Origin of the sequence: uncultured Kordia sp., assembly GCF_947496985.1 — a bacterium.
In the GTDB taxonomy this organism is placed as follows: domain Bacteria; phylum Bacteroidota; class Bacteroidia; order Flavobacteriales; family Flavobacteriaceae; genus Kordia.
In genome coordinates this window covers 125,073-138,756 of record NZ_CANMEZ010000013.1, presented here as the reverse complement: position 1 = coordinate 138,756, position 13,684 = coordinate 125,073, and the positions used below count along the sequence as shown (strand labels likewise).

The following is a 13,684-nucleotide window of genomic DNA, read 5'->3' as shown; positions in this document are numbered from 1 at the left end:
GGAAAACTTCTAAAACAGATCAGTCCAGCAGGACCAGGATGGGATGGAACTTTCAATGGGAATGTAATGCCATCGGCAGATTATTGGTTTAGAGTAGAATATATAGATCCATTTGATGGAACACCTAAAGAGTTCATTAATCATTTTACGCTAAAGAGATAATTTACTCGATAATCGAGATTTAAAATATTCCAAGGCTTGCCTCGATATTTTATGTGAATTTCTGAAACAAGTCACTAAAGCTTATCATAAGATTGCTGACATAAAAATATAAAAAACCGAAGACTTAATTGTTTTCGGTTTTTTTATGCGATATTATAGAATAGTAATGTTTTAAATAGATTATTTTTTAAAAGTAGGACTTTAGGTCTTTAAATTGTTATGTATATAGAATTCTAAAACTTCATTCTTTTATAACGATTAAATTCAAACAAGAATGGGATAACAAAAGATTTTATGCTTCGGTTTTTTTATGCGATAAGATTTTGTTACTTTCAAACATTAATCATTTATATGTGAACAAGCTAACATACATCTGTATCTCCCTATTTTTAGGTTGTTTTATCAACACATATAAAGCAACTGCTCAAGACATTACATTGTTTCAACAATTTAATGGTCGTTTTGACTATACAGCCTTAGGAAATACAATGAATACCGCCGAAAACGGCTCTAGTGGTCCATGTGTCATCAATACAACTTCTAGCGCAAGCTTATTTTTAAATACAGATCAAACGATTGTTGCAGCTTATTTATACTGGGCAGGATCTGATGATGGTGATTTTGATATTGAATTAAATGGAATACCTATTACAGCTGCTAGAACTTTTAATGACGCACTGACAGGAAATAGAACTTTTTTCGCAGCTTTCGCTGATGTTACTGATATTGTAACCACACAAGGGAATGGCTTGTACACGGTAAGCGAATTTGATTTAACTTCGGTTATAAATCCATATTGTCCAACAGGAACAAATTTCGGTGGTTGGGCAATTACGGTAATTTATGAAAGTCCTTCACTTCCTCTGAATCAGTTGAATGTATACGATGGTTTGGAAAGTGTCCCTGATGAATTAGAAATCACGCTGGAAAACCTTAACGTTTTTGATAATATGGGCGCTAAAATAGGTTTTATTGCTTGGGAAGGCGATCGCTCATTGAGTGTAAACGAGTCGCTACGAATTAACGGATCTATTATTGAAAACTTCCCATTAAACCCTGCTGACAATGCTTTTAATGGCACTAATAGTTTTACAGGAGCTTCTAATTTATATAATATGGATATTGATTTTTATAGTATTCAAAACTATATTGCCGTTGGAGATACTGAAGCCACAATTTCATTAACATCTGGACAAGATTTTGTAATGATTAATAATATCATTACCGTTTTAAACAGTCAACTTCCTGATGCAACTGTTACAATTGACGAAGTAGAAACAACCTGTGACTCTAGAGAGTTAACAATTGATTACACAATTTACAATACAAATAGTACAGCTATTTTACCGCAAAATACACCTATCGCTTTTTATGCAGACGGAATACTAATTGCAACAGCCGTTACAAGCATCACACTTCCCATTAATGGAAATGTACAGCAAACAATTACACTTACAATTCCAGATAGTATTTCAAATCCATTCAATTTTACTATTGTAGTGGATGATGATGGAACTAGTACAGGAATCATTGATGAGACTAATGAAGATAATAATGTTGCTTTAGAAAATATAATACTTCCTACTTCTCCAGAAATTCCGCCATTGATAAATTTAGAGTTATGTAATAACACTCCGAATCTTGCATTTGATTTAACAATGCAAGAAAATCAATTTAGCAATCCTTTACTAACATTTCAATACTATACAACATTTGACAATGCTTCCGGTATGGTTAGTCCGATTATAAACCCTATGTCACATGAACCTAGTTCATACCCAGCAACTATTTATTTGGAAGTTACAAATAGTAGCAGTTTGTGTAGAACAATTACTGAGTTTGATCTTCTATTATTAGAAAGCCCTATACTAAATGATGTAGAAAATTTAATTGCTTGTACGATAGATGCTACCGAAATTGCAACATTCGATCTTACCACGAACGAAACAACCATTAATAACGATATAGATGTTACGTTTTCCTATTTTGAAACACTCGCTTCCGATGGTTCGTTCCAAGATGAAATCACAAATCCTGCCGCTTTTGAAAACAATACGAATCCTCAAACAATTTATGTAACTGTTGAAAACACAAATGGATGTATCAGTTTCACTACATTTGATGTTAGTGTAAATGACTGCGAAATTTATATTCCTAATGGTTTATCTCCAAATGGCGATGGTAAAAATGATGTATTCAATATTTTAAATCTAGAAGCGCATCCAAACCATAAAATTCATATCTACAACAGACTCGGAACACTTATATTCATTGGAGATAAAAACATAGGTCGATGGAATGGTGTTGCTAATAGAGGAAATCCAAAAAATAAAAGACTTCCTACAGGAACCTACTTTTACGTACTCTATTTAAACGATACAAATACTACAGGAAGCACTATTTTGTTAGCACAAACATACACTGGCTGGGTATATCTTCAGAATAATTAATAAAAATATACGTTAATATCATAGTTATTCTGTATTTTAGTATTGATTAACAGCCTATTAAAAATCAAGTTGTTGCCATTAAAAATAATTTCGCAGGCATGAAATAATGTATATCTTTGCCTAGATTTTTATTTAATATCCTATATAGTTAAAGTTTGCCCAGCTCTACTATATTCGTTCGGAAACACGACTTAACCCCATTCCTATGAAAAAAGTTTTTTTTATACTTTTTACACTTTTTGCCTGCCATACCATTTCTGCTCAACAAGTAACAACGGACGAATCTGTTTCGTTACAACAGCTTGTGGAACAACTTGCGCAAGGTTGTGTAGAAATTTCTAATGTTACATCTTCAATTAATGGAAGTGTTAATAACTTTCAGAGTTATGCCTATTTTGATCAAGCTGGTTCAGGTTTTCCATTTGCGAATGGATTGGTCTTAACTTCTGGTAGAGCTTCAGATGCAGGAACTCCTATCAATACTTCCCCTCTAAACAGTGGAACAACAGCTTGGGGAACTGATCCTGATATTGAAACTGCTTTGGGTGTAAATGGTACTGTAAACGCTACTTCTATCGAATTTGATTTTATTGCCGTAACTAATCAAATTAGCTTTAACTATTTATTAGCTTCTGAAGAATACGCTGAAGATTTTCCTTGTCGTTTCTCTGATAGTTTTGCTTTTTTAATAAGACCTACAGGAAGCACCGCACCATATACAAATATTGCCGTTGTTCCTGGCACAAATATTCCAGTAAGTACAAGTGTAATTCATGATGAAATTGTAGGTTTTTGTCCTGCTGAAAATCCTGAATACTTTGAAGGATATAATCTTGGAGATACCAACTATAACGGACGTACAACTGTATTGACAGCAATAGCAGATTTAGTACCAAATCAACAATATCATATTAAATTAATTATTGCTGACGGAACAGATCAAAATGCAGATTCAGCAATCTTTATTCAAGGAAATAGTTTCAATGCAACTGTTGATCTTGGCCCAGATATTACAACCTGTGCCGATTCATATCAATTAAATGCTGATATCGGAAACCCACTAGCAACTTATGAATGGTTTAGAGACGATGTAGCAATTCCAAATAGTAATACAACAACATTTACTGCCAACGAAAGTGGAACATACAATGTAGAAATTACAATTCCGATTGGGACAGAAAACTGTGTGATTGAAGATAGTGTTGAAATTGCACTAAATGATGCGCAAACTGCAGGGCCAATTACTGATTATGAAATTTGTGATGATGCTTCACAAGATGGAGAAGAGACATTTATGTTAACAACCAAAGATCCTGAAATACTGGCTACTGTTCCTCCTGCAAATTATCAAATAAGTTATCATCCTTCACAATTTGAAGCTGAAAACAATACAAATCCATATCCATCTATCATTCAAAACACATCTTCTCCACAAGAAATATTTGTACGTGTACGAGATATTGATAATGGTTGTTTGGCATATACAAGTTTTAATTTAATAGTAAACACATTACCAGCTATTACAGCTCCTACTCCATTCAATATTTGTGATACGGATGCAGACGGAATCGTTTCCACAGATTTAACAGTAAGAAATGATGAAATAACTGGAATGAATCCTTTATATGGTGTAAGTTATCACTTTTCACAATCAGATGCGGATAGCAATGTCAACCCTATTGTTACAAGTTACGTAAACCTTACGCCAAACGAAACTGTTTTTGTTAGAGTGGTAAATACAGAAACAGGATGCTATAACACAACATCGCTGGATATAAATGTAAGTGTTGCTCCCGATTTAAATGATGGAGATCGTAATATACTTGATGCTTGTGATCCTGAACATGATGGTTTTGCCAATTTTGACCTTACAGAACTCATTAATGAAATTACCCTAGGACTTACAGGAGTTACAATAAGCGTTCATACGTCTATTGATGATGCTCAAAGTAACTCAAATCCAATTCCAGATCCTTCTTCATTTAACAATACAGAAATAGACCAACAAATACTTTATGTACGTGTTGTAGACGATGCAACAGGTTGTTTTGCAATTTCACCTATTGAAGTTCATACCAATGCACTTTTAACAGCTACAAACATTAGAAATGTATCTAGATGTGATGATGATACTAACGATGGCATATTTCAATTTGATTTAGCAGCTGTTTCGGAAGATATTCAAAATGAATTAGAGAATATTACCATTGCATTTTATACTACACAAGATGATAGAGACAATGCTGTAAACCCTATCGACACGTCAGTTTTATTCACCAACACATCCAATCCTCAAGAATTATTTATTACACTAAGTGATGATGATGGTTGCGAAGAAATCTCATCGTTTAATTTAATAGTGAATCCTTCTGTAACACTTGGCTCAATTGGCACATTAACTGCCTGTGATACAAATGATGATGGCTTTACACTTGTTAATTTAAATATATTTGATGCTACTATACGAGGTACAAATACATCTTTTGAAGTTGCTTATTTTGCTAATCTACCAGATGCAATTACATTTAGCAATGCAATTATAGCACCGCTTGCCAATCAAACAAATCCACAAGAGATTTTTGTTCGTATCACAAATCCAGGAACAGGTTGTAATGATGTTTCTTCTTTCATGTTAGAAATATTACCTGCACCAACAGTAACACAACCTCCTGCAATTTTAATTTGTGATGATGATACAGACGGAATTGCTACTGTTGATGTTACGGAAAGCATTCCAGATATTATTACAGATACTTCAAATATTGAAATCAATTTCTTTCAAACACTTGCTGGAGCCGAAGATGGAGCTATTGATCCTGTTCCTGTTCCTACTGCATTTACAACTAGTACTACAGATGTTTTTGTGCGTGTAGAAAATGCAACTACAAGTTGTTTCACCATCGTTACCCTTCCGGTTATTGTAAATACAATTCCTGAAGTTGTAGCAACGAATATTTATCAATTGTGTGAAACAGATACAAATCAAACAGAAAACTTTATCATGGAGACTAGAGATGATGAAATATTAAATGGTCAAACTGCCATGAATGTCCTCTACTATCCTAGTGAACAAGATGCGTTGGATAAAACCAACGAAATTGATAAAACAATGCCGTATGCGAATCAAACGAATCCGCAAACCATACATGTACGTATTGAAAATGATACAGATCCGGATTGTTTTGCAACCTCATCATTTGTGATTCAAGTAAGTCCTGCTCCACTTTTCAATCAACCAGATGATATATTTGTGTGTGATGATGCTACGAATGACGGAGTTGACACATTTAATTTTGATGCTACTGTACAAGAAATCATGCAAGGAGTTCCGCAAAACCTGAACGTGGTTTTCTTCTTAACTGAAGATGATGCAAATATGAATATGAACCCTATCGGCAATACACTCACAAATACTACGAATCCACAAGCAATTTATGCTAGAATTACCAACGATTCAGATTGTCATACTGTTGTCAATTTTGAAGTAAATGTAATTCAGGTTCCAGAAACAAACGCTGCTACTGATGTAACTGTTTGTGACGTAGATTATGATGGACAAGTTCAATTTGACTTAACTCTTGCCGAATTTGACATTTTAAATATTCGACAAGACAATGTTGTAATTACTTATCACGAATTAGAAGATGATGCCGAAACTGGAGCAAATCCTATCGCAACACCAACAAACTATACAAACTCAATCAATCCGCAACCCATTTTTGTTCGATTGATCAATACAATATCGCAATGTTATGTAATTGTTCCATTTACATTAAATATTAATTTACCTCCATTATTGAATGATATATCTGAAGCTACATTCTGTGCAGCAGAAAGCCCTGACACTGTAGATTTATCACAAATAGATGAAATCATTATTGATGACGCAACTGGCGTATCTCTTTCATATTATAATACTGCGACAGAAGCGGATAGCGAAACAAATCCACTTCCAGAGATTTATATGTATACATCTAATCCAGAAACTATTTTCATAAGAGCTCAAAATGATGATACTGGTTGCTATTTTGTTACAGATATTGCTATTGCAATCAACCCGAATCCAATAGCAAACCCTGTGAGCAATATGGAAGCGTGTATTGATGATAATGGAAATTTTACACAAGTCTTTAACTTGTCTCAACAAACCGCTACCATATTAGGTGCGCAAAACCCTGGATTGTTTGCTGTGAGTTATCATATTAGTATTGAAGATGCTCAAAATGATGTAAGTCCATTGCCAAATTTATACAGTGCTTTTGATGATCAAATTATTCATGTTAGAGTTGAAAATACAAACACTGGTTGTTACGCAACAACTTCATTTATGACAATTTTACATCCATTACCTATTGTGAATCTTCCTGAAGATATTACTTTATGTTTAAATGATCTTCCGTTAACTGTAACTGCAGGATCAACTATAGGAAATTCATACTTATGGTCTACAGGTGCAACAACACCTTCTATTGACATTACTTCTGTGGGAACTTATGACGTAACTGTAACAAGTCCGTTTGGTTGTACGGAGACAGCTAGTTTTACTGTAAGTGAATCAGAATTGGCTACAATTATAGATGTTGATGTTGTAAATTTCTCTGACAACAATACAATTACTGTAAATGTTACTGGAAATGGCGATTATTTATATTCTTTAGATGGTGACACACCACAAGTTTCAAACTTATTTGAATTTGTAGGACCTGGTTATCATACAGTAACGGTTTCTGACATTAATGGTTGTGGAGAAGTAACTGAAGAAGTTGTCGTTATTGACTATATCGGATTCTTTACACCTAACAATGATACATTTAACGATACTTGGCATATTATCGGAATCGAAACCTTGCCAAATTCTGTTGTATACATATTTGATCGTTACGGAAAACTATTAACAGCTTTAGGTCCAAATGATCGCGGTTGGGATGGTTTATATAGAGGAAGAAAAATGCCATCAAGTGATTATTGGTTCTTAGCAGAAATTAAAGATGGAGACCAAGCATTTCAAGTGAAAGGACATTTTACACTAAAGCGATAGTAATATTATTGATCCCAAATATTAAAAAATGTTTTTCGATACGTTTCACTGATTGGTAAAAAATTATCTTCAATACATACACGGTTGCCTTCCACATATTTTATGTGTGATAGGTTCACTATATATGAACGATGAATTCTAATAAAAGAAGTATTAGGAAGCGTATCAATAACATTTTTAAGAGTTCCATATACCATCAACTTTCCATAAGTTTTAGTAATATAACTAATATATTCACTTTCAGATTGTATGTATAGAATATCTATAAGTGAAACTTTATATTGCTTTTTATTAGACTTTATTTGTATTGTTTCTTTACCAGATTCACGGATATTTTCTACAACATTTGACGTTGACTTTTCATGTATTTCTTTTACTTTTTCTATTGCTCGTAAAAAACGTGAAAAACCAATTGGCTTCAATAAGTAATCAATAGCATCAAGTTCAAATCCTTCTAAAGCGTACTCTCTGTAAGCAGTTGTTAGTATAACTTTTGCTTTGTTTCGTTTAAGCGATTTTAAAAAGTCAATTCCTGAAAGTTCAGGCATTTGAATGTCTAGAAAAATAATATCAATGTCATTCGTCCTCATTCCTTCAAATGCATGTATAGCAGACTTATAACTACCAACAACAACTAAATCATCAATTTTATTACAATAATTTTCTAACAATCTTCTTCCTTGTTGTTCATCATCTATAATAATACAATTATACTTCATGCGCATCTACTTTTAAAATTACTTTGTATTGATTTTCAGATGGGATAATTAACAAATCATGTTTATCTGGGTATAATAGTTCTAATCTTCTTGTAACATTTGTAATTCCAATTCCACCAACATTATCACTTTTCTTTGTAGTTGAATATGTATTTATACAACTAAAATGAACACTATTTTTTTCTTCTGTAGAAATTATAATTTCAATAAATCCATTATTGACATCTTCTATATTTCCATGTTTGAAAGCATTTTCTACAAAAGGAAGCAATAACATTGGAGCAATCTTTATTTCTGGATCAACATCTTTATAAGTAAAGCTTATATTATTAATTTCATCATCTTTAATTTTGAATAAGTTTATAAAATTAAGGATATAAGTTATCTCTTCTTTCAAAGGTACAAACTCGTATTTGTTCCCATAAAGTGAATAATCTAACATTTTTGATAATTGCAAAATAGCATCAGATCCTCTTGGATCATTATCAATTGTTAGTGAATAAATATTGTTAAGTGTATTAAACAAAAAATGCGGATTGATTTGCTGTACTAAAAAACTTTTCTCGGCTTTTACTATTTCTAGTTCTTTTTCTTCTTGTTGTTTTCGTTTATAGTAAGCATACAACATAAAAGCTGCAAAAATAGATAATACACTAGGCATAGCATGTGCAAACAAAGGCTCCAAATCAAACAATTTGATTACATGTTTTCCTTTTTGTATCGCTTCTGGTGTAAAACTCTCTGAATATGTATTTATTAATGATCCGCCAAAAACCAGAAACACATTACAAACTACATATAATGCATAGCGATGTTTTTGATATAATTTTGGCAACAACACGTGAAGGTTTATATAAAAAGCAATCAATTGATTTCCAACAAAACTTGCTACATGAATAACTGCTGTTGTAGTATCAGTCAAATATTCAAAGAAAAAGTAAAGAGATAGACTATATAAAACCCAAATGATAATATGTTTCTGATACATCTTCATAATACATCAAAAATAAGTTTATTACAGGATTTCCCTATATAATTTCAACTAAAGGAATCTTTATTTCAGTCAAATTGCCAATTTCTTCAGTGAATGGTTATTAAAATGCTACATAAACACATATAAGTAACTTACTGAAAAAAATGCATCATTCGTTGAATTTATTTCAAACTGAATAAGGCAATATCTTTTTTAGCTGTAAAATTATTTCAATGGCTAGAAAACATTTAAATGAAAAATCATCAATCTTACTTTTCTTCTTCTTTTTAATAACAATTCAATTTTGTTATTCGCAAAATCAAGATCGAAAATTTGAAGGAATCTTACATGGGAACTACTTCTTAATTGGTGAATTAAATTCAATTTACAATACTACTCTTGGTACTGAATTTCAATATTACTTCTCAAAAACCTCAGCATTTGAACATTACTTTAACACAGGTTTCACAACAGATATAGATACAAAAGGAGCTAATCTTTTTGCTCTCGATTTAGGAATTGGAACACAATACAAACTAACAGAATTATGGAACAAACCTCTTTTTATTCGCGGAAGTATTGGTGGTCTGTATTGGCAAGAAAAATTTTCTACTCAGTTTATCAATACAACAGTCAACAGCTCTGTACCTGAATTTGGTTTTAAAGCTAATTTAGGAATAGGATATCGTTTTTCTAAACGCATGACTTTTATACTACAAGGTACACAGTTTAGTACCAAAGGCACTAGTGTTGGAATAGGAATTTCATATTCATTTTAAAAATTAAAAATTATGCGTACTACATATAACATCAATTTAATATCACTTAAGAGTTTTTCTCTTTTTATAGTAATTTTTCAAGCATTACTATTATTTGTTGCTTGTTCTCCTGACCCAATTTATGTTTCTATTGACAATCGTATTGGAGCTTTACCAGAAACAGTTATTGACCCAGCAGACAACCCAAGAACTCCTGAAAAAGTAGCACTTGGAAGAATGCTATTTTGGGATCCTGTTTTATCAGGAAATAATGATGTGGCCTGTGTAACGTGTCATCACCCTAATAATGATTATGCTGAAAGATTAGATTTAAGTATTGGTGTTGGTGGTCACGGACTTTCTTTTAATAGATCTGGTGATATATTAGTCAAACGAAATGCACCAACAATCTTAAATACGGCATTCAACGGAATTGACGAAGGTTACTTATATGACCCTGCAAATACAGTAATGTTTTGGGACAATAGATCTAAATCACTCGAAGAGCAGTCCTTAGAACCTATAAAATCTATGGAAGAAATGAGAGGAAATGTATATACTGCTGATGTAGCAATTGCTGTTGTTTCTTCTCGTTTAAATGCAATTCCAGAATATGTTACGATGTTCAATAATGTTTTTGGTGAAGGAACTGTGATTGATGGTGATAAAATTGGAAAAGCCATTGCCGCTTTTGAACGTACGCTTATCGCTAACAACAGCCGTTTTGATCAATATGTTGAAGGTGACGAAACAGCTCTAAATGCACAAGAACTAAGAGGAATGAATGCTTTTGTAAGTGCCAATTGCGTGGCGTGTCACAATGGACCAATGTTTTCTGATTATGAATTACACGATTTAGGTGTGCCAAACAATTCTAAACTTGAACAGATTGATGAAGGTGTAAATGGAAAATTTAGGACCGCAAGTCTAAGAAATCTACCTAAAACTGGTCCATACATGCATAATGGAGTATTTAAAACACTTACTGATGTCGTAAACTTCTATGATAATTTTGAACGAAATGACGCTGATGCCCAACAAATAGATTTTGATAATAACCCAGATACTGTAGCAGCAATTGTGGCTTTTTTAAAAGCGCTAAGCGATTCAGAGTTTGATAAAACAATTCCTGAAAGTGTCCCAAGTGGATTACCTGTCGGCGGAAACATTGAATAACTTATTAATTTACCATGAAAACAATATGTAAACTTATCCTTAGCACTGTTTTTATTACATCATGTACTACCAAAACAGAATATATTCCAATAGAAGGAAAATGGATCAAAGGAACTCAGACAGAACAACTAAAAACTATTGAAAATCAATTTAGAGGTTTTGACAAAACCATGGTTGAAGTTGGTTATCGCTATCAAGAATTGTATTGGGGAGGACAAGACGAAAATTGGGAATACGCGAACTATCAACTAGAGAAGATAGAAAAGACTATAAAATTAGGTCTACAACGCAGACCCAAACGAGCACAATCAGCAACTCACTTTCTAGAATATGTAATTCCAGAAGTCAATAAAGCAATTCAAGCTGAAGACAAGCAGCGATTTAATACTAATATTGAAATGATGCGCACCAACTGTACAAATTGTCATATTGCTGAACGTGTTCCAACGTTTACAGTACGTATTCCAACACATAGACAATCGCCTATTGGTAATTGAAAGGTTTTAAAAACTTTGATAAAAATTTATCAATCATTTAGATAAGTCGCCACAAAATATTCTTTGTAAGCGCGTCCAATAGGAACACAAGTACCATTAGTTAGATAAATCTGATTTCCAGAAATTCTCTCAATATGTTTTGTGTTAATGATATATGATTTATGTACTTGACAAAATACAGAGGTTAGCTTAGACAACCATGTTTTCAAAGAATCAGAACTCAAATATGATTTATGCCGAGTCACAATCTTCACATAATCCTCATCTGAGGTAAAATATAAAATTTCTCTTGTATTTACTTTCACCAAATCATGTCCAGTCTTTATAAAAAAATGGTCTTCGTCAACAAGCATTTTTTCTTGTACAACTTCAGTACTAGGCTTCATTAGAGAAACACTTTTTGAAACCGCTTGAATAAAACGTTGAAAAGAATATGGCTTTAGTAAATAATCAACTACATTATATTCATAACTTTCCAAAGCATACTCTGAAAAAGCTGTGGTTAAAATTACTTGAGGAGCATGCTGCAAAGTTTTTAAAAAATCCATTCCTGATATTTTAGGCAAATGAATATCTAAGAAAATCAAATCTATCGTATTTTGTTGTAAAAATACGATGGCGTCAACCGCATCTGAAAATGTTCCTTTTAAATCTAATGTCCCTATATCTTTGATGTATTTTTGTAAAATACGTTGTGCAGGAGCTTGGTCTTCAATTATTATACAACTTCGTAACATATATTATTTTCGTTCTTGCAACTGTAAAGTAAGATACACATTATATGTATTTTCAAACTCTTTAATAGCTAATTGATGTTTATCAGGATATAAAATCTCTAAACGTTTTTTTACATTTTCCAAACCAATACCTTTAGATAAACTTTGTGTATTGGCTACAGGTAAAAAACTATTGCTGCAGCTAAAACTTAGCTTTCCGTCTAAAGAAACATTTAAGGAAATGTCTATGACAATATTATTAGTCTGACTTGCCGCACTATGTTTAAAGGCATTCTCAAGAAACACAATTAATATCAAAGGAGCTATCACATAGTTTTCACTAATATTTTTAACTTTAAAAGTAGCAATTCCTCTATTTTCTATTTGCAACTCATTCAATCCCGTAAAATGTTTTAAATGCTCAATTTCTTTAGTAAGTGACACATAATCTTCTTTACAATCATACAGCATATATCGCAATACAGAAGATAACTCTAATATAATAGAAGGTGTTTTGGGAGAATTCTCTAAAGCATACGAATACAAGTTATTCAAATTATTGAATAGGAAATGAGGATTAATTTGTGACTTTAAAAAACGTAATTCACTTTCTTGCATAGCTAATTTCAACTCTTCTACTTCACTCTGCTTTTTACTAACATCCCAAGCAAACTTAAAGCTCACCATCGTCATTACTAATGGTACAATTTCTAATAAGGTATAAAATACATTCGATACATATCGAGCTCTATCGTCGTCAAAAAAAATCTTTTCTAAAACAAGTTCTTCCGTTACATACGCATAAGCAAATACAAATAGTAAGGCACTAAAAAACTGTGCAAATTTTTTAGTGTAGAAAAATAACGGTAGTAATACATAACCAATAAAAAATGCCAAAGACATATAATGCAAAAAGAAAAAAAACTTATGCAACTCTATTATTGGACTATGTTTATCAAAAGAATATAAAAAAAACAAAACAATTAAAAAAAGTCCTTGCGCTAACCATTCTCTTGTTCGTATGTATGTAAGCAAACGTTTCATCTGTTCATATTTATTGTTAAAATCTGTCAGATGGAACATCCATATAATCATTTCATTGTATATCCAAACTTTAGATATGGATGTTTCATACTTCAAAAATAAGTGATTACAAATCATTTTCTTACATAGTAATTGTAAACAACAGAAATAC

The 13,684-nt window shown here is 32.3% G+C and carries 10 protein-coding genes; 6 read left to right on the top strand and 4 right to left on the bottom strand.

Annotation, left to right across the window (positions count from 1 at the left end):
• From Q0828_RS23010 to Q0828_RS23000, 3 genes are all read left to right on the top strand, one after another.
• On the top strand, positions 1–162 hold a 162-nt coding region (locus tag Q0828_RS23010), incomplete at its 5' end, for a T9SS type B sorting domain-containing protein (protein WP_298427312.1).
• Positions 163–515: 353 nt separating this feature from the next.
• Positions 516–2,612 (top strand): gliding motility-associated C-terminal domain-containing protein, encoded by a 2,097-nt coding sequence (locus Q0828_RS23005; RefSeq protein ID WP_298427302.1) that lies wholly within the window; start codon positions 516–518, stop codon positions 2,610–2,612.
• 205 nt (positions 2,613–2,817) lie between these two features.
• Entirely contained in the window at positions 2,818–7,650 is a 4,833-nt protein-coding gene (locus Q0828_RS23000) for a choice-of-anchor L domain-containing protein (protein ID WP_298427297.1), read from the top strand.
• A 5-nt stretch (positions 7,651–7,655) separates the two neighbouring features.
• Here Q0828_RS23000 and Q0828_RS22995 read toward each other — a convergent pair whose 3' ends face one another.
• Both Q0828_RS22995 and Q0828_RS22990 read right to left on the bottom strand, forming a co-directional pair.
• Positions 7,656–8,369, bottom strand: a complete 714-nt coding sequence (locus Q0828_RS22995; protein WP_298427295.1) for a LytTR family DNA-binding domain-containing protein — start codon at positions 8,367–8,369, stop codon at positions 7,656–7,658.
• Positions 8,359–9,291, bottom strand: coding sequence for a sensor histidine kinase (locus tag Q0828_RS22990; protein WP_298427292.1), 933 nt, complete (start codon positions 9,289–9,291; stop codon positions 8,359–8,361). The genes Q0828_RS22995 and Q0828_RS22990 overlap by 11 nt, the downstream gene beginning before the upstream one ends.
• Before the next feature lie 284 nt (positions 9,292–9,575).
• Here Q0828_RS22990 and Q0828_RS22985 point away from each other — a divergent pair, with 284 nt between their 5' ends.
• From Q0828_RS22985 to Q0828_RS22975, 3 genes are read left to right on the top strand one after another with little or no spacing between them, the layout of a single operon-like run.
• Positions 9,576–10,121 carry a YadA C-terminal domain-containing protein gene (locus Q0828_RS22985; RefSeq protein ID WP_298427289.1) on the top strand — a complete coding sequence of 182 codons (546 nt, stop codon included), beginning with the start codon at positions 9,576–9,578 and terminating at the stop codon, positions 10,119–10,121.
• Between the two features lie 12 nt (positions 10,122–10,133).
• Complete coding sequence (locus Q0828_RS22980; protein WP_298427286.1) at positions 10,134–11,276, top strand: cytochrome c peroxidase; 1,143 nt, start codon at positions 10,134–10,136, stop codon at positions 11,274–11,276.
• A gap of 14 nt (positions 11,277–11,290) precedes the next feature.
• On the top strand, positions 11,291–11,773 hold the full coding sequence (locus Q0828_RS22975; protein WP_298427283.1) for a hypothetical protein: 483 nt from the start codon (positions 11,291–11,293) through the stop codon (positions 11,771–11,773).
• A gap of 29 nt (positions 11,774–11,802) precedes the next feature.
• On the opposite strand, the gene Q0828_RS22970 is transcribed toward Q0828_RS22975, so the two are convergent.
• A complete protein-coding gene (locus tag Q0828_RS22970) occupies positions 11,803–12,510 on the bottom strand; it encodes a LytTR family DNA-binding domain-containing protein (RefSeq protein ID WP_298427280.1) in 708 nt (235 codons plus the stop codon).
• A gap of 3 nt (positions 12,511–12,513) precedes the next feature.
• Positions 12,514–13,533: a histidine kinase gene (locus Q0828_RS22965; RefSeq protein ID WP_298427277.1), complete on the bottom strand. Its 1,020-nt coding sequence runs from the start codon at positions 13,531–13,533 to the stop codon at positions 12,514–12,516.
• Positions 13,534–13,684 lie beyond the last annotated feature (151 nt).